Annotated in this window: 25 protein-coding genes; 11 read left to right on the top strand and 14 right to left on the bottom strand. The window is 41.0% G+C overall.

Annotation, left to right across the window (positions count from 1 at the left end; genetic code table 11):
* From murC to lpxC, 6 genes are all read left to right on the top strand, one after another.
* Positions 1-1,452: a UDP-N-acetylmuramate--L-alanine ligase gene (gene murC / locus QL229_RS10955; protein WP_135923496.1), complete on the top strand. Its 1,452-nt coding sequence runs from the start codon at positions 1-3 to the stop codon at positions 1,450-1,452.
* A complete protein-coding gene (locus tag QL229_RS10950; RefSeq protein ID WP_199526636.1) occupies positions 1,449-2,369 on the top strand; it encodes a D-alanine--D-alanine ligase in 921 nt (306 codons plus the stop codon). The genes murC and QL229_RS10950 overlap by 4 nt, the downstream gene beginning before the upstream one ends.
* Position 2,370: 1 nt before the next feature.
* The gene (locus QL229_RS10945; RefSeq protein WP_135923498.1) at positions 2,371-3,150 is read left to right on the top strand and encodes a cell division protein FtsQ/DivIB; all 780 of its coding nucleotides are present in this window, start codon (positions 2,371-2,373) and stop codon (positions 3,148-3,150) included.
* On the top strand, positions 3,147-4,379 hold the full coding sequence (gene ftsA / locus QL229_RS10940) for a cell division protein FtsA (protein ID WP_036971185.1): 1,233 nt from the start codon (positions 3,147-3,149) through the stop codon (positions 4,377-4,379). Before QL229_RS10945 ends, ftsA begins: the two co-directional genes overlap by 4 nt.
* A gap of 21 nt (positions 4,380-4,400) precedes the next feature.
* Positions 4,401-5,648 carry a cell division protein FtsZ gene (ftsZ, locus tag QL229_RS10935; protein WP_135923499.1) on the top strand — a complete coding sequence of 416 codons (1,248 nt, stop codon included), beginning with the start codon at positions 4,401-4,403 and terminating at the stop codon, positions 5,646-5,648.
* A 104-nt stretch (positions 5,649-5,752) separates the two neighbouring features.
* On the top strand, positions 5,753-6,664 hold the full coding sequence (gene lpxC / locus QL229_RS10930) for a UDP-3-O-acyl-N-acetylglucosamine deacetylase (RefSeq protein ID WP_135923500.1): 912 nt from the start codon (positions 5,753-5,755) through the stop codon (positions 6,662-6,664).
* Positions 6,665-6,723: 59 nt separating this feature from the next.
* Here lpxC and yjjG read toward each other — a convergent pair whose 3' ends face one another.
* Genes yjjG through QL229_RS10915 form a run of 3 tightly spaced genes read right to left on the bottom strand, consistent with a single transcriptional unit; the run spans position 6,724 to position 8,897 of the window.
* On the bottom strand, positions 6,724-7,398 hold the full coding sequence (gene yjjG, locus QL229_RS10925; protein ID WP_281546872.1) for a pyrimidine 5'-nucleotidase: 675 nt from the start codon (positions 7,396-7,398) through the stop codon (positions 6,724-6,726).
* An 11-nt stretch (positions 7,399-7,409) separates the two neighbouring features.
* Positions 7,410-7,949 (bottom strand): inosine/xanthosine triphosphatase, encoded by a 540-nt coding sequence (gene yjjX, locus QL229_RS10920; RefSeq protein ID WP_281546871.1) that lies wholly within the window; start codon positions 7,947-7,949, stop codon positions 7,410-7,412.
* 48 nt (positions 7,950-7,997) lie between these two features.
* The gene (locus QL229_RS10915; protein WP_135923503.1) at positions 7,998-8,897 is read right to left on the bottom strand and encodes a phosphoribulokinase; all 900 of its coding nucleotides are present in this window, start codon (positions 8,895-8,897) and stop codon (positions 7,998-8,000) included.
* Positions 8,898-9,125: 228 nt separating this feature from the next.
* On the opposite strand from QL229_RS10915, the gene QL229_RS10910 reads away from it, so the two are divergent.
* Positions 9,126-9,995, top strand: a complete 870-nt coding sequence (locus tag QL229_RS10910; RefSeq protein WP_281546870.1) for a hypothetical protein — start codon at positions 9,126-9,128, stop codon at positions 9,993-9,995.
* A gap of 64 nt (positions 9,996-10,059) precedes the next feature.
* The gene (locus QL229_RS10905) at positions 10,060-10,425 is read left to right on the top strand and encodes a hypothetical protein (RefSeq protein ID WP_135923505.1); all 366 of its coding nucleotides are present in this window, start codon (positions 10,060-10,062) and stop codon (positions 10,423-10,425) included.
* Positions 10,426-10,463: 38 nt separating this feature from the next.
* Here QL229_RS10905 and QL229_RS10900 read toward each other — a convergent pair whose 3' ends face one another.
* The 6 genes from QL229_RS10900 to QL229_RS10875 form a co-directional block, all read right to left on the bottom strand.
* On the bottom strand, positions 10,464-13,034 hold the full coding sequence (locus QL229_RS10900; RefSeq protein WP_281546869.1) for a M1 family metallopeptidase: 2,571 nt from the start codon (positions 13,032-13,034) through the stop codon (positions 10,464-10,466).
* Between the two features lie 112 nt (positions 13,035-13,146).
* Positions 13,147-13,824, bottom strand: coding sequence for a hypothetical protein (locus tag QL229_RS10895; RefSeq protein WP_135923507.1), 678 nt, complete (start codon positions 13,822-13,824; stop codon positions 13,147-13,149).
* Between the two features lie 117 nt (positions 13,825-13,941).
* On the bottom strand, positions 13,942-14,292 hold the full coding sequence (locus QL229_RS10890; protein WP_054552718.1) for a DUF2750 domain-containing protein: 351 nt from the start codon (positions 14,290-14,292) through the stop codon (positions 13,942-13,944).
* Positions 14,293-14,309: 17 nt separating this feature from the next.
* Positions 14,310-14,888: a glutathione S-transferase family protein gene (locus QL229_RS10885; protein ID WP_138556730.1), complete on the bottom strand. Its 579-nt coding sequence runs from the start codon at positions 14,886-14,888 to the stop codon at positions 14,310-14,312.
* Positions 14,889-14,948: 60 nt separating this feature from the next.
* On the bottom strand, positions 14,949-15,230 hold the full coding sequence (locus QL229_RS10880; protein ID WP_054552716.1) for a peptidylprolyl isomerase: 282 nt from the start codon (positions 15,228-15,230) through the stop codon (positions 14,949-14,951).
* Positions 15,231-15,303: 73 nt separating this feature from the next.
* Positions 15,304-15,879: a glutathione peroxidase gene (locus QL229_RS10875; protein ID WP_135923509.1), complete on the bottom strand. Its 576-nt coding sequence runs from the start codon at positions 15,877-15,879 to the stop codon at positions 15,304-15,306.
* A gap of 75 nt (positions 15,880-15,954) precedes the next feature.
* On the opposite strand from QL229_RS10875, the gene QL229_RS10870 reads away from it, so the two are divergent.
* The 3 genes from QL229_RS10870 (at position 15,955) to QL229_RS10860 (ending at position 19,686) form a co-directional block, all read left to right on the top strand.
* Positions 15,955-16,446 (top strand): GNAT family N-acetyltransferase, encoded by a 492-nt coding sequence (locus QL229_RS10870; protein WP_135923510.1) that lies wholly within the window; start codon positions 15,955-15,957, stop codon positions 16,444-16,446.
* A 144-nt stretch (positions 16,447-16,590) separates the two neighbouring features.
* Positions 16,591-18,543: an ATP-binding protein gene (locus QL229_RS10865; RefSeq protein ID WP_281546915.1), complete on the top strand. Its 1,953-nt coding sequence runs from the start codon at positions 16,591-16,593 to the stop codon at positions 18,541-18,543.
* Positions 18,544-18,558: 15 nt separating this feature from the next.
* The gene (locus QL229_RS10860) at positions 18,559-19,686 is read left to right on the top strand and encodes a response regulator (protein ID WP_138556729.1); all 1,128 of its coding nucleotides are present in this window, start codon (positions 18,559-18,561) and stop codon (positions 19,684-19,686) included.
* 1 nt (position 19,687) lies between these two features.
* Here the strand turns inward: QL229_RS10860 and queG are convergent, their stop codons facing one another.
* The 5 genes from queG to QL229_RS10835 form a co-directional block, all read right to left on the bottom strand.
* Complete coding sequence (gene queG, locus QL229_RS10855) at positions 19,688-20,821, bottom strand: tRNA epoxyqueuosine(34) reductase QueG (protein WP_138556776.1); 1,134 nt, start codon at positions 20,819-20,821, stop codon at positions 19,688-19,690.
* 70 nt (positions 20,822-20,891) lie between these two features.
* Positions 20,892-22,097, bottom strand: a complete 1,206-nt coding sequence (locus QL229_RS10850) for a methyl-accepting chemotaxis protein (protein WP_138556728.1) — start codon at positions 22,095-22,097, stop codon at positions 20,892-20,894.
* A gap of 96 nt (positions 22,098-22,193) precedes the next feature.
* Positions 22,194-22,892, bottom strand: a complete 699-nt coding sequence (locus QL229_RS10845; RefSeq protein WP_135923513.1) for a glycerophosphodiester phosphodiesterase family protein — start codon at positions 22,890-22,892, stop codon at positions 22,194-22,196.
* Positions 22,889-23,755 carry a DMT family transporter gene (locus QL229_RS10840; RefSeq protein ID WP_281546868.1) on the bottom strand — a complete coding sequence of 289 codons (867 nt, stop codon included), beginning with the start codon at positions 23,753-23,755 and terminating at the stop codon, positions 22,889-22,891. The genes QL229_RS10845 and QL229_RS10840 overlap by 4 nt, the downstream gene beginning before the upstream one ends.
* A gap of 107 nt (positions 23,756-23,862) precedes the next feature.
* Positions 23,863-24,711: a DUF350 domain-containing protein gene (locus QL229_RS10835; RefSeq protein WP_281546867.1), complete on the bottom strand. Its 849-nt coding sequence runs from the start codon at positions 24,709-24,711 to the stop codon at positions 23,863-23,865.
* Positions 24,712-24,732: the final 21 nt, after the last annotated feature.

Here is a 24,732-nt window from a genome sequence, read left to right as displayed (position 1 = left end):
GTGAAAGAAAGCACGAAGAAAGAAAACAACACTCGTCCTGCGATGCGTCGTATCGACACCATCCACTTTGTTGGTATTGGTGGTGCAGGCATGGGTGGAATTGCCGAAGTACTTGCTTTTGAAGGCTACCGCATCACAGGTTCTGACATTGCGCACAGTGCGATGACTGAACGCTTAATTCAAGTGGGTGCAGAAGTATTTATTGGTCATGACGAAAACAACGTAAAAGATGCCAGTGTTGTGGTGGTATCAAGTGCTATTAATGAGCAAAACCCTGAGATTAAAGCAGCTAAAGCGGCGCGAATTCCTATTGTTCGCCGCGCAGAAATGCTTGCTGAATTAATGCGTTTTCGCCACGGTATCGCAGTGGCCGGCACCCATGGTAAAACCACAACAACCAGTTTAATTGCCAGCATTTATGCACAAGCCGGTCTTGATCCAACCTTTATTATTGGTGGCTTGTTAAACAGTGCTGGTAGTAATGCCAAGGTCGGTAAAAGCGACTTCTTAATTGCTGAAGCCGATGAGAGTGATGCGTCATTCTTACACTTACAGCCTATGGTTTCGGTGATCACAAACATTGAAGAAGATCACATGGATACTTACGGCGGCAGCTTAGAAAAAATGAAAGACACCTATGTTGATTTCATTCATAACTTACCGTTTTATGGTTTAGCTGTCGTGTGTATTGACTCTGAAGTTGCGGCAGAGCTTATTCCGCGTTTTGGACGCCCTGTTATTACTTATGGTGAATCGGCTGAAGCTGATTATCGCATGCTTGATTTTAGTCAAACTGCGAATACTTGTTCATTTAACGTAGTAAATAAGCAAGGCGAAAGCTTAGCTGTAACGCTTAATATGCCTGGCAAGCACAATGCACTTAACGCGACAGCGGCGATTGCAGTGGCAAAAGATCAAAACATTGCTAACCACGCGATTTTAGAAGCGTTAACAAAGTTTGAAGGGGTAGGCCGTCGTTTTCAGCATTACGGTACCTTTGAAAATGAGCGTGGTAGCGTGATGCTAGTTGATGACTATGGACACCATCCATCAGAAGTAGCAGCAACGATTGCAGCGGTTCGTGAGGGCTGGCCAGATAAACGATTAGTGATGGTTTATCAGCCTCACCGTTATAGCCGTACTCGTGATTTATACGAGGAGTTTGTCAAAGTACTGGCTGACGTTGATCAGTTATTACTGTTAGATGTGTATTCAGCAGGTGAAGAGCCTATTGTGGGAGCTGATAGTAAGAGTTTATGCCGTAGTTTACGCCAACGAGGTAAAGAACCATTACACATCGCTAGCAGCTCTGAGCTTGCGGGTGTTCTTGCAGATACCCTGCAAGATAATGATTTAGTTTTAACACAAGGCGCTGGTAACATAGGCCAGTTAGTGAAAAAGTTAGCAGCAACCAACTTGTCAGTTGAACAACTAAAGCAGGTAAATATATGAGCCAGTTAAGCGACAAATTTGGCAAAGTAGCGGTACTTTTTGGTGGCACATCTGCCGAACGAGATGTCTCGCTAAAATCAGGCCAAGCCGTATTGAACGCTTTGCAAAGCGTTGGCGTTGACGCCATTGCTTTTGATCCAAAAGATAACTCATTATGGCAATTAAAGGATTTAAATATAGAGCGCGTATTTATTGCGCTTCATGGTCGTGGTGGTGAAGATGGCACCATTCAGGGCGCTCTTGAATTTATGGGTATTCCGTATACCGGTAGTGACGTACTTGGTTCTGCGCTTGCGATGGACAAAGTTCGCTGTAAGCACTTGTTTAAAGCAATGGGCCTGAGCACTGCACCATATACTGTTGTTGATAGCCGTAATGAATTTGATAGCCAAGCAATTATTAATGAATTTGGCAAAGTGATGGTAAAACCGTCACATGAAGGCTCAAGCATTGGTATGGCAGAAGCAAGCAGCGCAGAACAGCTAGATGCCGCTTTAAACGCTGCATTTAAGTTTGATAGTCAAGTGTTGGTAGAGCAGTGGATCACTGGGCGTGAATTTACTGTAGCGGTACTTGGTCAAGATGTTCAGCCTGTTATTGAGATGACCACGCCAAATGGTTTTTATGACTACCAAGCTAAGTATCAATCGAACACAACTCAGTATCATTGCCCAGCTGATTTATCAGTACAAGAGACTGAGTTATTGCAAGATATGGCATTAAAAGCATTTGATTTAGTCGGTGCAAGTGGTTGGGGCCGTGTTGATGCAATGCGTGATCAGCAAGGTAACTTCTATTTATTAGAGGTTAATACTGTGCCAGGAATGACAGAAAAGTCGTTAGTACCTATGGCTGCAAAAGCAAACGGTGCTAGCTTTGAACAATTAGTGGTTCGCATTTTGGAGCAAACGCTTTAATATGCATCCGGTTTTAGAAAAAGCAAAGCAGTTAAAACAACAACTTAATTGGTCGTTGATATTTGGTGTGAGCTTTTTTTTAGTCGTGGTTTTTGGTCTAGTAAAAATCACGACAGGTGTGTCTGACTGGTTAGTTGAAAATAAAGATGCGCAAATAAAGCATTTATCGGTATTAGGACAACCCAAATATACAGATGAAAAAGCGATTATTGGCGCAATAAAAAAAGCGGATTTATCGAGTTTTTTTGAATTAGACGTGAAACATGTGCAACGCTTGGTACAAAGCTTACCTTGGGTTGCGACAGCTTCAGTAAGAAAGCAATGGCCAGATACTCTGCAAGTTTACGTAGTAGAGCATCAAGCAGTTGCGCACTGGAACAGTGGAGCGCTTTTAAATCAATCAGGTGAGGTATTTGAAGCAACTAGCGATAAGCTACCTGATACACTTCCTCAGCTTTATGGCCCAGAGGGAAGTGAAATTGAAGCCTGGACAGCATTTCGTCAATTTCAAGAAATGCTTAAGGTCAATAATTTAGAGCTGACAAGTTTAGCGCTTTCAGAGCGCTTTTCATGGCAGTTATGGCTTGATAACGGCATTCGCCTGAATTTAGGTCGTAAAGAAAAAGCAAAGCGTGTACAGCGTTTTATTGATGTGTATCCGCGCATGGAACAACGTGCAGATGCACAAATTGATGTTGTTGATTTACGGTACGATACCGGTCTTGCAGTGAGCTGGAAGCCACTTCAAGAAGAGCAATTAGAAAATAAGAGTAAGGCATGACTAAGTCAGCAGAAAGAAACCTAGTGATTGGATTAGACGTTGGCACATCAAAAGTAGTAGCCACCGTTGGTGAGATCACCGCAGATAATAAACTCAGTATTGTGGGTGTTGGCAGCCAAGTATCGCATGGTATGGATAAAGGCGGCGTTAACGACCTTAACCTTGTTTCTGAATCGATTCGTCGTGCTATTGACGAAGCGGAGTTGATGGCTGATTGCCGTATCAGCTCTGTTTACTTAGGTATATCTGGTAAACATATTCAATGTCAGAATGAAAGCGGTGTGGTTGCAATCAATAACACTGAAGTGACTGATGAAGACATCGAGAATGTAATTCATATCGCGCGTTCAGTGCCTATTTCGGCTGAACGCAAAATGTTACATGCTCTGCCACAAGAATACAGCATCGACATGCAAGAGGGGATTAAAAACCCATTAGGTATGAGCGGTGTACGTATGGAAGCCCGTGCACACATTATTACTTGCTCGAACGATATGGCAAAGAATATTGAAAAGTGTGTTGAACGTTGTGGCCTTGAAGTCGATCAGTTGATCTTTACGGCTCTGGCATCATGTTACTCAGTACTAACGGATGATGAAAAAGAGTTAGGTGTCGCTGTATTAGATATTGGCGGTGGTACAATGGACATCACTATTTATATCAATGGTGCGCTGCGTCATTCGGCTGTTATTCCGGTTGCTGGTAACCAAGTGACTGGTGATATTGCAAAAATATTTAGAACACCTATATCACATGCAGAGTCACTCAAAGTACAATACGCATGTGCAAGCAGCCAAATGGCAAGCAATGAAGACACTATTGAAGTACCAAGTGTAGGTGGACGTCCAGCGCGAATCATGTCGCGTCATACTTTATCGGAGGTTGTTGAACCTCGCTTTAGAGAATTATTTGAGTTGGCGATGGAAGAAATACGCCGCTCAGGTTTAGAAGACCAGATTGCTGCAGGTCTCGTCATTACAGGCGGAACAGCAAAAATGACTGGCGCAATGGAAGTGGCAGAAGACATTTTCCAAATGCCGGTCAGAATTGGCAAACCAATCGGGATTGTTGGTTTGACAGATTATGTAGATGATCCTTCGTACGCGACCGCGGTTGGTTTGTTACAATACGGCCGTACAATGCAATCGATGAATGCACAAAAGTCGAAAGCGGAAGGTGATAATAATTGGTGGAACCGTATTACTAAATGGTTCCAAGGTGAGTTTTAAGACTCAAGTCGGAGAGTAAACATGTTTGATATGATGGAACAGCACAGCGAAGAAGCTGTCATTAAAGTAATTGGCGTGGGCGGTGGCGGCGGTAACGCTGTTGAGCACATGGTAAAACAACAAATTGAAGGCGTACGTTTTATTGCTGCGAATACGGATGCACAAGCATTACGTAATTCGTCGGCTGATGTAACTGTACAGCTAGGCACACAAATCACCTCAGGTTTAGGTGCGGGGGCGAACCCTGAAGTAGGTCGAAACTCAGCAGAAGAAGACGCTGAGACAATCCGTGCCAGCCTTGAAGGTGCTGACATGGTATTTATCGCAGCCGGTATGGGCGGTGGTACAGGTACCGGTGCTGCACCAGTGGTTGCTAAAATTGCTAAAGAGTTAGGTATTTTAACGGTTGCTGTAGTAACTCGTCCGTTTGACTTTGAAGGTAAGAAACGCGCGGCAGCAGCTGAACAAGGCATTAATGAGTTGTCAGAAATTGTAGACTCGCTTATTACAATTCCGAACAATAAATTGCTTAAAGTTTTAGGTAAAGGCACTACACTATTAGATGCCTTCGCAAAAGCAAACGACGTTTTATTTGGTGCGGTACAAGGTATTGCAGAGCTAATCACACGTTCAGGTCTGATCAACGTGGATTTCGCCGACGTACGTACAGTTATGTCAGCGATGGGCACTGCAATGATGGGCACTGCATCAGCGTCTGGTCCTGACCGTGCACAAGAAGCGGCAGAAGCAGCTATTTCAAGCCCATTACTTGAAGATGTCGATTTAACCGGTGCTAAAGGTATCCTGGTTAATATCACAGCAGGTATGGATATTGCGATTGAAGAATTTGAAATTGTAGGTAATCACGTTAAGGCACTTGCATCAGAAAACGCAACAGTGGTTGTTGGTGCGGTAATTGACCCTGAAATGAGTGATGAACTACGCGTAACAGTTGTTGCAACAGGTTTAGGCGGCGATCGTCGTCCACAGTTTGGAATTGTTGATAATGGCTTTAAGAAAGCATCAGGCTCTGATGTACATAGCTCAATGAACCAAACGACTAGCAGCATGTATGTACCAAGCTTTGCAAGTCAAGGCAGCAGCGATGATGTAAGCATGTCTGCTGCACCTGAAAAGCAAGAGCCAGTACAACAAAGTACAGCGAGCAGCTCAGTATCTAGCAGCACTGAGAGCAGCAAAAAGTCTGATAAATCAGAAGGTGGCGATTATTTCGACATTCCTGCTTTCCTAAGAAAGCAAGCTGACTAAGACAGATTTTGTTGGTAATTTTGTTCGATAAATAAACAAATTGGCAGCTGAATGTATTTATGATACAATTTGCCGTCTAACTGTAACTATAAGTGAGCGAACCTATGATTAAACAGCGTACGATTGCAGAAGTAGTCAAAGCCATAGGAATTGGACTTCATAAAGGTGAGAAGGTCACTATTACTCTCCGACCTGCGAGCGCAAATACTGGGATTGTATTTCGTCGCGTAGACCTTGATCCGGTTGTTGATTTTGAAACAACACCTGAAGCCGTTGGTGATACGCAATTGTGTACCTGTTTAACAAACAAAGATGGCGTTCGCTTATCAACGACTGAGCACCTTATTGCGGCGGTAGCGGCAATGGGTATTGATAATCTAATTGTTGAATTAGACAGCTCAGAAGTACCTATTATGGATGGTAGTGCATTACCATTCATCTACTTGTTACAAAAAGGCGGCATTAAAGAAGTAAATGCAGCTAAGCGCTTTATTCGTATTAAAGAAAAAGTACGTATTGAAGAAGGCGATAAATGGGCTGAGATCGAACCATACGATGGTTTCCACATCGATTTTGAAATTGCGTTTGATCACCCTGCAATCAATGAAAGCCGCCAACGTATCGGTTTAGATATTACGACGCAAAGCTTCACAGAAGAAATCAGCCGCGCACGTACTTTCGGCTTTATGAAAGATATCGAGTATATGCACGCTAACAACCTAGCATTAGGTGGTAGCATGGATAACGCAGTTGTATTGGATGAGTTTAAAGTACTAAATCCAAACGGCTTACGTTATAGCGATGAGTTTGTTAAACACAAAATCTTAGACTGTGTGGGCGACATGTTTATGACTGGCCACAACATTCTAGGCAAAATCACGGCTTATAAATCAGGCCATGATTTAAACAATAAACTACTTCGTAAAATTATGGCGACTGAGTCAGCATGGGAATGGGCAACATTCGATACCCCAGTGACTATGCCAGCACCAGGCTTAGAAGTAGCGACAGCTTAATCGCAAGCATATTACAGTTATAAAAAATGACGCTTTAAGCGTCATTTTTTTTGTTTAGCTTATAAGCCTAGAATCGCTTCAAGCTCGACCAACTGATTGATTTGATAAGTTGGTTTAATATCTTCTGGTAACTCAACCCCAGGATGTTGCAACCAGCAAGTGTCGATACCAACATTATGACCGCCTAAAATATCGCTAGCAGCGGTATCACCCACCATTAAAATCTGCTCTTTTGGTGGATTACCCATTAATTGGAAAGTATGTTGAAAAATTTCTGGAGCAGGTTTGGCTTTACCGACTAACTCTGAAATAACCAGCCAATCGAACATCTCCTGTAAACCTGTATGCTCTAAACGCTTTTGCTGTAGTTTAGCAAAGCCATTGGTAATAATGCCTAACTTGGCGTGTGGCTTTAATTTGGTTAGTAGTTCAACCGCACCAGGTAGTGGCACACAAATAGAGGCCATAGCGTCTAAAAAGCCATCATTTAAGGTTTTTGCTGGCACATCTAGTTTATTAGCCCACTCTGTAAAGCGGGTGATCTGTAGCTCACAGGCAGTAATTTCGTGCTTTTGATAAGCAACCCAAAGCGGTTTATTAGTTGCTTGGTAATGATGATAATCAGACTCAGTAAATTCTACGCCATAATTGGCGAACATTACCCTGAGGCCTTCAAATGCATTAAAACTAAATAGTGTTTCATCGGCATCGAATAATACGTGGCTATACTTCATGGTTATCCTAATTACTGATTAAACAGGGTAGGGTGTAAAAATGGTGCCATTGCAAGCGTTAGCGCTTGTACATAAGTACTTTCGCGTGTCGCTAAGTGATTGGTCAATAAACCAATAGCGCCACCTTGCTGCTTGATATTAACAGTATTGAATGCATCATCCATTACATCTCCCAGCTCTTTACCGGCCAGTAAGGCATCATAAAAAGGTTGAGGTAAAGGTAGGTTGCTACTGCGGCCAACGCTAAATTGCTGCTTGTTTGCAATCACCACAAAGGCAAAGGTTGCTGCGCCATATCTAAATTGTTCTGCGCCTCCCTCCATTGCGGCATAAAAGTCGGCATCAAAGTGGTTTTGGCAATACTTAACACGGTTTTCAGCGCCGATACGGGTTTCATCTTCACCTAGTGGCTGATCTGGCACACCCGATGGTGCATGCTCACCTTTGCATTCAATGGTATAATCTGGGAAATAAAGACTAAAGACATGTTTAGCCGCGTTAATTTTTACAGGGTTCTTTGAACCGACAATAACACGTAATGTTTTTTTCAAGCTGGCGACTCCATTATTTCGGTTGAGCCAGCAGTGTACCCGAGTGAGTTAAATCGGCAAGTCAACTGGGGCTAAATTTTCAAGTGCGCGCTTTTTCAAAATAATATCTTTGATCAACGGTGTTAAGACCAATTCCATTGCAAGGCCCATTTTACCGCCCGGCACAACAAGCGTGTTTATGCGTGACATAAAACTGCCTTCAATCATGCGCAAATAATAGGGGAAATCTACGTCCTCTATGCCTCGAAAACGGATCACAACAAAACTTTCATCAAGAGAAGGAATATCTTTTGCACTGAACGGGTTGGAGGTATCAACCGTTGGCACCCGTTGGAAGTTTATATGTGTTCGTGAAAACTGAGGGGTAATATGGTTAATGTAATCATCCATACTGCGCACAATTGAGCCCATGACAGCTTCGCGCGAATGACCTCGTTCAGAGGTATCGCGGATCAATTTTTGGATCCACTCAAGGTTGATAATTGGCACCATGCCAATTAACAGGTCAACATGTTTGGCAACATCATGATTTTCATCAACAGCACCGCCATGCAGACCTTCATAAAACAACATATCGGTATTGGGTGCTAAGTCTTGCCAAGGCGTAAAAGTCCCCGGCAATTGATTATAAGGAACTGCTTCATCAAAGGTATGTAGGTAGCGCCTTATTTTTCCTTGGCCGGTTTCACCATAATGATAAAAAAGCTCCTCAAGGGCACCAAAATCGTTAGCTTCTCGGCCAAAATAGCTAATATGCTTGCCTTCTTGTTGTGCTTCACGGACCTTTTTATCCATTTCTGGACGTGTATAACGATGAAAGCTATCTCCTTCAATAAAGGCTGCATCAATATCTAAGCTTCTAAAAATATGCTTAATGGCATTGGTTGTGGTGGTGGTGCCAGCACCAGATGAGCCTGTAATTGCGATGATAGGGTGTTTAGCTGACATAATTATTCTCGTTATTTGTTGATACCAATCGACTTAAATATTGAAACATTCTAGCGCGCAGAATGGTCAGTAACTTAACACGATTGGTGTAGCGTGCATAAAATCAATCAGTCGAAACTGATAAAAAACGAACACTCCCTAGTTATAAAGGTCGAGCATGGTAAGGTCAAGTGACTGTCAGATTAATTAGCGCTATCATGGCATATAAAAATTAAAAGAGAGAACCCTATGAAATTGATTTCGTCTTTACTTTTCGTCGCCGCAGGGACATTTTTTACTAGTCACGTAAATGCTGCGATGCCAAAAAGCGAAATACTACTTGCTGATTTTGACACTCCTTACGGTATGAAAGTCTCGCGGATAACCGATAATAAAAGTTACAACAATCAGCCATTTTTAGTTGATTCAGGGCTGTATTACACCCATGAGGTTATTGCTGAAACTGGACAGTCACAAACAGATATTGTGTTTTATAACTTTGCAACAAAAACTAGCTTGAATATAACCAATACGGCTGTTAGTGAATATTCACCAACTCTAATGCCAAATCAGCAGGCTCTCTCAGCAATCGTTGTCGAAGAAGATGGCAAACAAAAGTTATGGCAATATCCGCTTGCTAATGAGCAAACTGCAAGCCGTATTTTTGAATGGATTGAACCTGTTGGCTACCATGCATGGGGCGCTGAAAACGACCTAATTATGTTTATTTTAGGTGAACCACATACCTTGCAGTACACGAGTATTGCAGCCGCTAAACCGCGAGTAATTGCAGCTGATATTGGCCGTACGTTAGTTTTTGATAAACACACAAACAGTTATTTATTTAGTTATAACAAAGATAATCAACATTGGGTTGCACGCTTTGCGCCGCAAACTGAAGAGGTCAGTGACTTATTTAGGTTACCTGACTCAGTGCAAGATTTTGCTTTAATTGATCAAAACACTTTGGCATATGCGGTTAATAACCGAATTTACAAGCGCAGCCTAACAGAGCCTGAAGTGGTATCACAATGGCTTGATTTAAGGCGTTTTTGTGAAGGATCAATTTCGCGTTTAAATTATAAACATAACAAACTGGCATTTGTGTGTAATAAATGAGTAACGGTTTTACACTGATTGCTGTACTGTGACTAATAATTAACGCTATTGATAAGGGACGCATTTGTCTTTTTCTGCCGAACAACTTAGTGTACAGCTGGTTAAAGCGGGCTGTCGCAGTAATTTTAAAATTAAGAATATTAACGAATTTATGCCTGCAAACTCAAAAGAAGCTTTTTATGTTCATGAGCAAGGTGGCCAAGCTAAAATCGTTATTAGACCAATTTTTGAAGTATTTAGTGCTGACTTTGATGCAATCGAAGGTATTACGCGTGTTAAAGACTATTTTCACAGCAGTGAAATGACACGCTTTCCAACGCGAATTTATAAAAGTGCGCATCCCATTCATTATGGTATCGCATTTAAAGTCACTTCCTCTGAAGCGGCTGAGCAATTTATAAATAAATTAAGCGCTATTTTGGCGCAATAAAAAGGGCCACATTGTGGCCCTTTTTGCATCTAGTAGGGTTAGCGTTTAAGGAAGCTATTTACTGAACTTAACTCACGTTTTTTCAGTGCAATACAATCATTAACGCTTTCTTCAAGCTTACTAAGAGAGCGTGCATACCCTGGTACTTCAGTGATTTTATCATTGAAGAAGGTTTTGGTTTTCTCTAGGCTTTGTGCATCACAGCTTGCGGTAGTGAAGAACGGCAAGTTTGGTACAAAGAACGGTGGTAAGTTCTTAGTGATCGCATCGTAATTGTTGTAAATCCATTCAATAAACAGTGCTTCACGTTCTTTACCATAGCCTAAACCACCTAACACCGTGCGCATATCTGAGGCTGTTACGTCATCAGTTAAGCTGTATTCAAGTACTGCTTTTTGTAACTCTGGTTTACCAAAGTAACCCATTGCTGCCAGCATCTTAGTACGTACTTGTGGATCTTTTGTGGTTTTAAAGGTTTGCTTGTACTTTTCAAGTAACTTCGCATCACCATGGTAAGCAGCAAGATTTAAGTAAGTTGATGCTAAGTATGGGTCTACATTTTCAGGATTATTTAAGTAAAGTGCTGCTTGCGCTTTTGCGGTATCAATTACTTTTTGATCTTCACCATCAAAACCTAAACGCGTAATCACTTGCGCACGTAATTGTGATACTGCCGCGTCTTCATCTGCTTTTGCTGTTAAACCATACTGCTTGGCAGCAGGTGAAATGCTGTTACGGATAAACTTAGGCCATAGCTCACGGTTGCTGTCGTCTTCGAATACACGTTTTTGAGAAGCAAGGTAACCTAATGCTGTATTTGCGACTAATGGGTGCGCATCACTTACGAAGGCTTCTAAAGTTTGCATTAAGTGAGCGGCAGAAATAACACCTGCATCAAGTAATGAATCAACAGCAGAAAGCAGCGCTAAGCGTTCACGAACCGTTAGTTTGTCAGCAGCGTTATCGAGTAGGGCATTGAACTGTGCGTCATCTAATACCCAGCGGTAATAGCCCATTGCACCTTGATCTGGGTAGATCCACTCAGGTTCAAAGTCGAGAGTCAGTTGCTGTGTTTCTTTGTTAAGCAGTACACTTGCGGTTTTAACTTTGTCGCCCGCACCATACTTAATCGCAACCGGAACATTCCAAAGTTGTGCAGGTGCATCAACGCCAGCATTTACAAAACGGCTTTGGCTGATATTAATTTTTTTACCATCTTGCGTTACTTTGATAAGTGGGAAAGATGATTGTTCGATAAACGATTTTAGAACACTGGCTACATCTTTATTAGACGCTTCGCCTAGTGCTTGCCATAGATCCGCGGCTTCTGCATTCTTATACGAGAATTTCTTCAAGTAAGCACGAATACCTTGCTGGAATGCATCTTCGCCAATCCAGTTTTCAACCATAGATAAAACTGCACTACCTTTGCTGTAGGCAAGGCCAAGGCCATCCATAATGTCAGCTTCAGTTTTGATTGGTTTACGAATAGGCTTGGTACTTAAACGTGCATCTAAGGCCATTACATAATTTTGTGGTAAATCTAAGTGCGACTCAAACTCAGGGTTAATTTGTGCTGTGATTTTCGCTGCCATCCAGCTTGCGAACGCTTCGTTTAACCATAAGTCATTCCACCATTTCATGGTCACTAGGTTACCGTACCATTGGTGGGCTAACTCATGGGCAATAATTGATACATTACGCTCTTTTTTGCTGCGCGTTGCTGTCGCTAGGTCTACCAGTAAAATGTCTTCACGGTAAGTCACTAAGCCTGCATTTTCCATCGCGCCAAATGGGAACTCTGGTACTGCCACTGAGTCTAGTTTTTTGTAAACGTAAGGAATGCCAAAATAATCTTCCAGTGCTTTTAACACGCGAGGCATATTTTCTTTTGCGTAATCAGCAAGGTGAATTTTACCTTGTGGAGTCAATACGCGGCCAGGGATCGGCATGCCTTTAATTTCAAGCTCTTCAAACGGGCCTACAGCCATGGCGACTAAATAAGAAGGAATAGGCGGCGTTTTATCAAAAAAGTGTGTTGTCATATCGCCATCAACTTTGGTTTTTAATACCGGTGTGTTGGCATACACTTTTTGTGATGTTGGCGCTGTGATTGTTAGCTGAAAAGGTATTTTATAACTAGGCTCGTCAAAAACGGGGAATGCACGACGAGCATCACTCATTTCAAATTGGGTGAAAAGGTAAGGCGTACCTTGGTCTAAGGTTTTATATAAACCAACACTTTGACGGTTATAAGGTGCGGTATAATCAACTTTTAAAGTGTATTTACCAGGCTGAATTTTTTCTTCACACGCGAATTTAACTTTGCCTGTTTTTAGCATTTCAGCGCTTAGGTCGCAGTTTTCTGCACCTAAAATTTTCGCCATACTAACGGCATAATCAATACCGTTTAATTCGATGTAATTCGTTGCTTTTAGAACTTCTAAAGCAATTTCGGTATGACCAGAAAAATTGTCTTTTGCAGGATCAAGCGTTAGTGCTACTTGTTGTGAGCTAGGCTTGGCAAGCTTTTCGATAACATATTCATTGGCATGGGCAGAGCTAACAGCAAGTGCAACACTTACCGTTAATAGGCTTTTTAAGAACATAAATATCCCTGATTTTTTGTTGTTAGAAAGGCACCTGCTATGAGGAGCGAATCACCATGCTATCAGGTTTTAATTTGAACAGTAATAAATAGTTAGTAACAAAGTTTGTCAGTTAATTATGACGGTCGATGAAACGTTGCCAATGCAGTTGCGGGTTTATTTGTCGGACGTTTTGTAGCACGGCATTTAATAACGGCATATCAGTAAAGCGTTGCTCGTTGAAATCTTTAAAACCAAGTAAGTAGTTAAAAGCATCTTTGCTGTTTGCTTGCAGGGCATGAATTCGCACTTGTTGTTCGAAGTTAAGCCGTAAGCTGCTAATTGCGGTTTTCATACCTTGTTGATCAACATTTGGAATCGCGCATTTTTGTAAATAACCAGCTCGCTCACCTTCGCCAGAAAACCAAATACGTACTTTTTCGCTATAGCGACCTGACTTAGCGGGTAAATCAAACATTAGTCGTTGCTGGTTTTGCTCGTTTAAAAAGTCTAAGTACTGATCAAGTCCTGCATCGAGTAATGCATTATGAATAGGCACATAGCGGGGCTTGATCTTGCCATGAGTATGAAAGTCAAAGCAGCGAATGCCATCAAGGGTCACTATATTATCAAGGGTTAAATGGCCAATTTCATCACTGTAGGCACCGGTGTAATAAGCAAATAAAGGTAGCCAAAAATGCCAATGCTTAGCTTGTTCACGAACTAAACGCTGATCACCATAGATGTAACCATTATACAGGGTATGTAATTCCATGGCCGAAAAGGGCCTACGACCAAGATGGGACTTCAACCTAAAACCTTGATAATAAAGATGTGTCCAGAAGAGTATACCTGATAAGTATCAAGTTGCCAGCTTAACGACACAGCCATAAATACGGCCGTGTCGTTGTAAGCTCAAGGATTGGAGTTAATCGCAAAGTGCTTTAGCTAGACCAACAGGTTCGATTTCAACGCATACTTGATCATCGTTCCAGTTTAAACCAACTAGCGCATCATCTTCGTTTAGGTCTTCAACCCATTCGTCCAAAAATTCATCTAGGCCAATTTCGACTGGCGTATAGTCTTGCCACTCGTCTTTACATTGTGCTTTTGCTGCGTCTTCAGTGCCCCAAAGTAATAGCACATCAGTGTCGCTAAATTGGTTTGATTCACAGACAACAAAACCACCATCTTCGGCACCCAGTGCCCACATAGATTCGTTCAAGCGAACTTTTTCAACAAAGCTAACTAATTCTGATTCAATTTCGATATCGCTCATTTGCGTAACCCTTATCTTTATTTTCGTGGATCTGTTTGTTGTACCGCCGCGTTATCTGCAAATTTATGATAAAACTCTACTAAGCGTGTTAGTTGACTAAAATCAGTTAATTCACGAAAGCGGATCCAATCTAGCAAGCAGTATAAACTGATGTTGAGGTATTCACAGCTTTTAAATACTGGCTCAGATAAATGATCATTTAAATAGGCTAATGTTTCAGCAATTCGTTCGTTTTGTAAATTAAAAAACAATTTATCGTCGTGGGTATTAAATCCAGAGCGCTGGCAAAGTAACATTTCTACGAGTGAATCATTGCAAGCATTAATAATGGTTAAATAATTTTCTTGTTGCCAACTGAGTAATGTTTGATCTGTATTTTCTAGCAAGTAGCGAATTATTGAGTTTGAGTCAAAAACATGAAAGCCTTTATCAATTAACACAGGAATTTTTCTAGCCGGATTATGAGCAATCATGGTTTTACGGTCTTGCTCAGAGAAAATATCTAGGTTTATAAATTCAAGAGCTTGCTTATTGAGTGCAGCCCAAATACGAATACGGCGCACAAAAGGTGAGGTGGTCGAGCCTAAAAGTTGCATTTTGAGATCCTTCGCAAAAAAAAGCCGCTGGTTAGGCGGCTTTCAAATATTCGTATGAAATCAGTCAGTACGGCTTGTTACTTCAAGCAGGTGGTAACCGAACTGTGTTTGGACCGGACCTTGTACTTGGTTAATGGGAGCTGAAAAAACCACTTTATCAAACTCAGGTACCATCATGCCTGGACCAAACTCACCCAGTGCGCCACCATCTTGCCCCGATGGGCAATTAGAGTGAGCGCGCGCAAGTTCTGCAAAATCAGCGCCCTGTTCAATTTGCTGTTTTAAATCTAAACAGTGAGCTTCACTGTCTACGAGAATGTGTCTTGCACTGGCTACTGCCATAACATCTCCCTACTATGTGTTTTAGTATTAAATTACTAGTCTAGTTCAATATTTACTGAACGAAAAATTAAATTTATTTTGCAGCTAGTTCTGCTTCAATCGCATCACGTAACTCTTTAGATTCTGGCTTGGTTTTACTGTTGAAGCGCTGCACTGTCTTACGGTCTGCAGACACTAAGTATTTGTAAAAGTTCCAGTTAGGTGAGCTGGTTACTTCGTTTAAATGTTTAAATATAGGGTTTGCATCACTACCGCGAACAGCACTGGTAGCCATCATATTAAAAGTCACCCCATAGTTAATAAAACAAACTTTTGCTGTGTCTTTTTCATCGTCTTCTTCTTGAAAGAAGTCATCAGAAGGAAATCCTAATACAACTAACCCGCGGTCTTTGTATTCCTTATGGATGGCTTCTAAGCCTTCAAACTGACCGGTAAAACCACAATTACTTGCGGTATTGACGATCAATAGCGGCTTGTCTTTAAATTCACAAAAGTTAATTGATTCTTTTGAGCGCAATTTTCGTAATGTAACGTTGGTGAAATCGTCGCATTGGCTAGTTGATTTTGCTGTTGGCGTCGCTTCTGTGGTTTGTGCTGCAAGGTTTGTTGTAATTAGACCTGCTGCAAGTAACAAAGCATATTTATACATACTAATTTCCCGCTAGTTATTTGTGATGAATATACGCTAATATGCGAAAAAGTGATCATTTAATTTCAGCTATTTATGACGATTCGTACAGCAACTCAAAACGATTTAACTGATATTGTCGCGATTTACAACGAGACAATTCCTGGACGTATGGTAACCGCAGATACCGAAGAGGTGACGGTTGCGGACAGGCAAGTATGGTTCGATAGCCACTCAGAAAAACGACCTATTTTTGTATGTGAACAGGCAGGAAAGGTGGTTGCGTGGATGAGCTATAAATCTTTTTATGGCCGTCCCGCTTATGATGGTACTGTTGAAATCAGTATTTATATTACCCAGCGAGCACAAGGACAAGGGCTAGGAAAACAATTGCTTACATTTTCAGAGCAACATGCAAAAACGCTTGGAATTAAGGTGTTGTTAGCTTTCATTTTCAGCCATAACATGCCGAGTATAAAACTGTTCAAGCGCTTTGATTACTTGGTGTGGGGAGAATTGCCTGAGGTGGCTATTATGGATGGAAAACCTTATAGCTTAACCATTTTAGGTAAGCATATTGACGCATAACATGCGGTAAAACAGATAAAAAGTGCTAAGTCATTTGTGATGCTTCGAGTTTTTAGACTACGCTAATATAGGTAATTATTCTTATAGTGGGTGTGGTTTACAGTGCGCAGAATCTTAATTGTTGATAGCAATAGTGTTTTAGCGATGCGAGTAAAAGTGCTGCTGGAGCTGATCGGCTGCAGGGTTGAGCTATTACACTTTTCTATGGTTGATGATTCAGTAGTAGAACAAGACTTTGATCTTGTGGCTGCTTCTCATGGTGTACCAACGACAGTTATTCGAAGATTAATGGGCGGGTTTTCGCATGACCGCTTTTTATTGCTTGCTCCAAAAGCACAGCGAAGCGACCTGCTTGAGCACTTCAGCGTGGTCAATCGATTACTGCCAAATGCAGTCGTTATTTATCCTTTTTTTGCCAATAAGGAAATTAGCTCTTTACTAGAAGAGGTGCTTGAGCTCGATAGTGACAATATTCTTCAACTTCCTAAAGTGCTACTTGTTGATCACTGTGCAGAGCGTCTAGAAAAAATAGCGCTTAACCTTAAAGGCGCACATATCGAGACGTTAACTGCTGACAACTCATCCTCTGCAATAGAACTTATCAAAGAGCATGATATTGATCTATTAATCAGTGATTTTACGTTTGCTGATGGCACGGGGCTTGAGTTATTCATAAAGCTTAAAGCGTTACAACCGCATAGCCGTTGTTTATTGTATACCTCAAAACCGGATCAGGTTTCTATGGTTGCTGCTATTCGACAAGGGGTTGAGGATGTCTTGATCAAGCCTGTTGACGATAATAGCTTATTGCAGTCAGTGCATAAGCTTTGGCAAACCGAGTTATTAAAGCGTCACAATGCTGAGCTTGTTGAGCGATTACAAAATACCGTTGATGCTCTTATCGAAAAAGACAGCTTACTGCGGGTTATTTTCAAACATACTCCCGATGCCATTATTTTATTTGATCGCCATGGCAAGATAATCGAAACCAATGATGCATGTGAACAGCTATTCGATAAGCCTTTGAAGGAGTTTGAAAACTGTTCAGTATTCGATTTTTTTGATGCAACATCTATTTTACGTATCAAAGAAAAAATAGCGACGCTAAATAAAAATCGTCAGTTTAGTTGTGATTTAAGGTTACTTAAAGAAAACGGTAACACAGTTCCTTTGGTGGGATCGTTCAATGAGATAGACCATCATGGTGAAATAGCGCTTGCGGTAATCTTTAAAAATGTGACGCACTTAAAAGAAAAAGAAGACCTACTTTTAGAAGCGAAAGATATGCTTGAGGAAGAAGTCAAAGCGCGAACGGCACAACTAGAGCACGCAAAAAATGTAGCAGAAGCTGCAAGCCTCAGTAAATCTGAGTTTCTAGCGAATATGTCTCACGAATTAAGAACACCAATGCATTCTATTTTAAGCTTTGCTCGTTTTGGCTTAGAAAAAGTTGCCAATGACGACTTAAGCAAAGATAAATTAAATAAATATTTGTTACGAATAGAGCAAAGCGGAGAGCGGCTTTTATCTTTACTTAATAACCTTCTCGATCTGTCAAAGCTTGATGTCGGTAAGTTTCCTTTTAATCCGCAAAAGCACAACCTCAGTAACATTATAAAAACCAGTATTGATGATGTTTCGGGCACCGCCCTTGAAAGAAACATTATTATTCGTTTATCGGGGGGAGAACAAGGTATTACCCTTGATTGTGATGAAGAGCAGATCAACCAAATCATGCGTAATTTATTAGGTAATGCTCTGAAGTTTAGTGAGCCTAATAGTGAGATTGAAATTAGTTTGTCGTCACAAGAAAAAATGGCCGAAATCGCTGTTATTGACCATGGTATAGGTATTCCTGAGCAAGAACTTGAAAAGGTATTCGCTAAGTTTGAACAAAGCAGTAAAACTAATAGCGGCGCCGGAGGAACTGGGCTTGGGCTTGCTATTTGTCGCGAATTTGTCACTTTGCATCAGGGCACAATTAAGGCACTTAATAATGAACATGGCGGTGCGACAATTATCGTTCGGTTGCCCCTGCAGATAGATTTACCAAAACACTTAACGAATGACACTAAACCAATAACACTTAATTCATAAAACGGAAGAAATAACATGGCCTTAAAGCGAATTTTAGCCGTAGATGATGAACCATTTAACTTAGAAATCATTGAAGAGATTTTTGAAGATCTCGATTTTGAGCTGAAGATGGTAAATAGCGGTCCAGAATGTTTAAACGTTGTTGAAGAATTTGCTCCACAAGTCATTCTGCTTGACGTAAGTATGCCTCAAATGAGTGGTTATGAGGTTTGTCGCAAACTAAAAGAGAATCCAAGTACAGAAAAGATTATTGTCATGTTCGTATCGGCAAGAGGCACTGTAGAAGAGCGAATGGAAGGCTATTCCGCTGGTGCTGAAGACTATATTGTGAAGCCATTTAGCCATCAAGAGCTAAAATTAAAATTATTGAACCTCAATCAAGTCCTTATTGAAAAAGAGGCTCTAGAGCAGCAAGTAGAAGATGCCACATCAACTGCGTTTAATGCGATGGCTAATAGCAGTGAAATGGGGCAAATAGTTAATTATATTGAACATATAGGTTTGATTGAGAGTGAACGTGAGTTAGGAAAAGCCTTTTTAAACTGCCTAAAGTCATTCGATTTACAAAGTAATGTCGAGTTTAGATTAGGTACGCATGTTGAGCATTTTTCTGTAACGGGTGTGTGCTCACCGATCGTCATTGAATTGTTCGACATGTTAAAAAGAAAAGGGCGACTTCATGAGTTTTCGAACCGCATTTTAGTTAATTACGACATGATTAGTCTGCTTATCTTAAACATGCCAGAGCAAGACCCCGATAAACATGGTCGAATTCGCGACCATATTTGCTTTCTAGTGAGTGTTACAGAGCAACAATTAAAAGCGATCATTACTAAAAAAGAATTATTAAAACAGCAGCAACAACTAAATGAAGCTGTGAGTAATGTACATAGAAAATTTACTGGCTTAATCAAGCTGTTAGATGACAACCGAATTAGTAATGAGGCAGTATTTAAACAGCTACAAGAAGATCTTGAGCAGCGAATACCCACAATGGGCTTAGATGAAGACCAAGAGATATTTATTTATCAAAAGGTGGATGAAACGATTCAAAACTCGGTAGCCAGAGAAGAGTCTGTCAAAGGAGTTAAATCAGCGTTTCATGAAATCGAAAATGATTTATCGCAACTATTAACACGTTAATTTAGGCATCCCGCGGCAATCCTTTTTCAACAATACGAATTAGCCGCGCAGTTTTGCGTAACTTAATTTGTCGCTTGTTTTGCTGTTGCTCGAGCGCCCATTCGATATGCTCGGCAACTAAAGGGCTGGCATTAACAAGCGTATCGCTCAAAGCTTGGATGATGTTGTCGTTGTAATCGGCATTACCTAATCCTACAGCGAGGTTTCGTTGCCAACGTTCGTGACCAATACGGCGGATAGGGCTGCCTTCGGTATTTTTTAAAAACGTCGCTTCATCCCATGCAAAGAGCGTCAGTAAATCTTGGTCTTTAAGCTGTTGTCTGGGATGAAAGTCAGCTTCATCGGTTATTTGTCCGTAACGATTCCACGGGCAGACTAACTGGCAGTCATCACAGCCATACACGCGATTACCTAAAAGTGGGCGATACTCTTCAGGGATTGCACCTTGCAATTCAATAGTAAGGTAAGAGATACATTTACGCGCATCAACAACATAGGGCTCAACAATGGCACCGGTAGGGCAAAGGGTCATACAGGCTACACATTTACCACAGCCTTCAAAGCTATTTTCTTGATCAATAGGCAGCGGTATATCAACAAACAATTCACCTAAGAAAAACCATGAACCCGCTTCTTTGTTGATTAATAAGCTGTGCTTTCCACGCCAGCCTAGGCCTGCTTTTTCGGCCAGTTGTCGCTCAAGTACAGGTGCAGAGTCAACAAATGGACGAAAGCCTAACTGGCCAACATGTTGTTCAATTTGCTGGCCTAACTTTTTTAGGCGGTTGCGAATTAACTTATGGTAATCACGACCTAGTGCATAGCGACTAATATAGGCTTTATCGGTCTGTTTGAGATTTTTAGCAAAACTTGCATCAGGTGGTAGGTAGTTCATTTTTACTGAGATGACTCGCTGCGTGCCAGGTACCAGCTCAGCGGGGCGCGCTCGCTTCATTCCATGGGCTGCCATATATTCCATCTCACCGTGATAGCCTAAATCTAACCAGCGCTGTAATTGTGCCTCGTGTTTAGTAAGATCAATATCAGTGATCCCGACTTCTGCAAAGCCAAGGTCTTTACCCCATTGCTTTATTTGCAGTGCGAGTTGTTCATAATCAGTAGCAGGTGTTGTCACGGTCAATAAAAAAGTAGCCAAGAAGTGGCTACTTTATCATAGATTAGCTACATTCAGCAGCTAAAAGAGACTATACAAAGCGTTTAAGCTGCTCTTGGGTTTGTTGGCTGAGTAGATGAGATTGCTCACAATCAGCCAGGGATTCATCTATTTGCTGTTTAGCTTGCTCACCTAACGCCACAATTTGCTCAACACTTTGATGAGTTTGGGTTTGAGTTTGCTCTAATAAACGCACCGCACTAACAATTTGTTGCAGTTGCTGTTGATTTTGCTCAAATTCAGCGAGCATGTTACTAAACCCAGTTGATGTGTTGCTAATTGCTGTTTCGGCTTCACTTGAGTGGCTAATGAGCTGCTCAGATTCTTTATTGGTTTCGCTTACTAGACTATTCATTTGATTGATGAAATCGCTAATTTGGCGGGTTGCATCATTGACTTTTACTGAGAGGGTTCTTACTTCATCGGCAACCACGGCAAAACCACGGCCAGCTTCACCAGCACGGGCTGCTTCAATGGCCGCATTGAGAGCAAGTAAATTAGTTTGATCTGAAAACTCTTCGACCATTTTCAAAATAGCGCGAATGTTTTCGCTGTTCTCTTTCAACCCTGATACGGTAGCTGAGAAGTTACCGAGTATTTGGCTGATCATTGCTACTTTTTTAACGAGGGATGACAGTTCATGAGCTGAGTTTTGTACAAAACTCAGGTGCTCACTGTTAACATGATGCACGCTGTCAGTATTTGCTGATATATTTTCAAGGCTCGAGGTAATTTGATTGCTTGAGTCAGTAATTGTTTGACTGAACTCAATTTGCTGGTGGCTCAATTGCGCTGTTTGCTGCATTGACTGGGTCATTTTTGAGCTACTATCAGCACTCGCTTGGGCACTTTGATATGTAGTGGCTAACAACTGACTCAAATGGGTAGTAAAAGTGTTGTATTGTTCACTTAAATCTCGAAATTCATCGTAAGTAAAGTGGGGTAACTTTGCAGACAAGTCGGCATCATGTTGATTAATTTTTTCTAATGTATCGCGCATTGCCTGCACCGGGCGAACAATTAAAAAGCGCATATAAAACACAGTAAAAATAAAGCTGGCAAAAATGATAAAAGTCATCAGCCAAAATAAACCCATACTGGTTTGTTGTTCTGAAAGACTGCTGTAAAGCCAGATAAGCGTGATCGCTTGAAACGCAAACACAAAACCTAAATTACCGACAATCTTACGTGTTAGGGTGTAAAAGAAAGTTTGTTCGATAAAATTATAAATGCGCATATAGCTACTCAATATGGTGTTGTGTTGATTCATTTTGGCGTATTTTAGTATTGTTCATTTTCACATAATTCAACAGTATAGCTTAGTTTTGTTGAGTTACAGTGACTGTAGTGTCATTTGTGTATGACATGGAAAATTAGTGAAAATACCATCTACGCCATACTCTAGCATAAGCTCTATATCTTCTACCTTATCGACCGTATAGGCATAAACTTGAAGACCGCGTTGCTTAGCATCCGCAACAAACTCATGGTTTATAAAGTTTTTATCTACATGAATGCTATAAGCATGCAGTTTTTGCGCAAATTCACTGTAATTAATTGGGATAGAGGCGGTGAGAGCACCAATCTTTACCCAAGGCAGTTTTTGTTTAAGCCACATTAGTTGGTGATGATCAAATGATGAGACTAAAAGGTTATCTCTAGAAATTTTCCCGGTACTGACATTTGACTCAATAAGCTCAACAAACTTGTCTAATGAAAAGGTATGCTTTAGCTCTAAATTGAGCAAAGTTTTATCATCGACCCAATCAATAGCTTGCTGTAAAGTCGGCACTACTTCGCCATTACCCGCATCGTACTGTTGAATTTGCTCTTTTGAGCAAGCATTCACTTTACCGCGACCTGAGGTTGTGCGATCAAGCCAGGTGTCATGAATAATCATGTAGTCATCAAGGCAGCTTTGTACATCAATTTCGATACCATCTACTGCCAAATCTACGGCGGCGAGAATGGCGCTCTTGGTATTTTCTGGGTAGGTACCGCTGGCACCTCTGTGAGCGAATACTTTTATCATTGCTTATGTTTCCGAGTCACTGACCATGTTTCATAAAAAGCGGCGCTTATCACTAACGCACCGCCCAATAGGGTGCTAATTGAAGGTTGCTCATGCAAAATTAAAAAAGCGAAAAACGTGCCATATAAAGGTTGCAAACAAGATATTAAACCAGCCGTTGAAGCCGATAAGTTTTGCAGACTTGCCGCAAACAATGAATGGGGCGCTGCTGTAAAAATAACCCCAACGGTAATTAATAGCAGCCAATTAATTGTATCAACTTGTAATGGCGGCACTTCAACAAAGGCACAGAGCATGATACTGGCAATCCAGGTTTGATAAAGCATGGTTTGAGGGCCGCCATATTGGCTAAAGTAACGCTTGTGAACAATATTCCTAAAAGCAAAAAAGAACGCCGATAAAATGCCAATGACAATGCCCATAGTTACATCATTGCCTAAACTAGCATCAGGAATGAGCAAGTAAATGCCAGCCATTACAACCAAAGCACTAAAAATATCTTTCAGTTGTGGTTTGTTACCATGAAAAAAAGGTTCTAAAAACACTGTGATAACAGGGTAGGTAAAAAAGGCAATCATACCTACAGCGATACCAGCCAATTGCATACCAGCAAAGTAGGTGAGCCAATGAATCCCAACCGTTACGCCAAGCAATAAGGCGATGAGGTAATCACGACGAGAGCGGAGCTTGATGGCTTTCTTTTGAATTGTGAGTAAGATCACTAATGCACAGCCTGCAATCGCTGTTCGGTAAACGGTAATATCTAATGCACTTAAGCTGACTAACTTTGCAAATAATGCCGTTCCACCAAATAGCAGTACTGCAATGTGCAAGTATATTAGGCTTTGTTTGTGTGCCTGCATTACTGACCTTATTATTGTTGTTATTAACTCTCTTTGTAACGGTAATCCTTTACTTTGTAAACTCCCCAAATAGGCTAATCCATTCGTTTAATTCCAAAATTACAACTTTAAATAGCGATAGTAATAATAACGGCAACACAGATAGCAATGCTGCTTTCTATTACAGCGACTGCTGTGTTTTTATCCTGCATTGCTTGATCAATCGAAATTTTACTGAAAATAATTTTATCAACTAAGTAACGAACAACCGGTAAAATTAAAAAGCCAAATAATGCGTCAATAAAGAATAAACTTAAACTTTGCTGCCAAGAGTGAAAGCCACCAATAAGCGCATGACATAAAATAATAGCCAATGCCAACATGGTGCCCGAAAAACTCAGCGCAACAGCTTTATTGCCTTTTTCTAGTTGCTCATTCAAGTTAAAAGCTGTGAGGTGATCATAGCCTTTAGCGAAAATAATTAGCATAAGTTGACCTAACAAGTAGAACACTATTGCTGATAACCAAGTACCTTCTCCCGTTAAAGCGCCTCCAATGATCAAGGCTGCAGCCATGTAATTAGCGGCTTGAACCAAGCCAACCGCTTCATTTTGTTGGTTTATTAGCTGCTCTTGGTTGCAAAATAAACGAAGTAATAATTTGTCATTTAAAATACGTGAACATGTTAACAACACCATTCCTAGTAAACTGTAGAGCGAAACATTTATTAAATCGGTAATTAAGCCTTTACTTGGGCCTGTTAAAACAAAACCATAGATAATAGTGATTGCTCCCAAATACCCTCCAATTGAAAGACCCAGAGCGCTATTTGCATTATCGGTTAATTGACTGGTGGTGTTATAAGGAGTTGCTAAGTTATACGACAGTTTTGCAACGGCTATAATTGCAATGAATAGAGCTATGTAGGCGCTATTGTAAGCCATGCTTGAAAGATAGTGAGTTAAGTTAATATCCATAACGGTTGGGTTATTTTGTTG

Source organism: Pseudoalteromonas sp. PAR1 (genome assembly GCF_947311895.1).
GTDB lineage: Bacteria > Pseudomonadota > Gammaproteobacteria > Enterobacterales > Alteromonadaceae > Pseudoalteromonas > Pseudoalteromonas lipolytica_C.
Note: the sequence above shows the minus strand (reverse complement) of the source record. Positions and strands in the feature narration are given on the sequence as shown.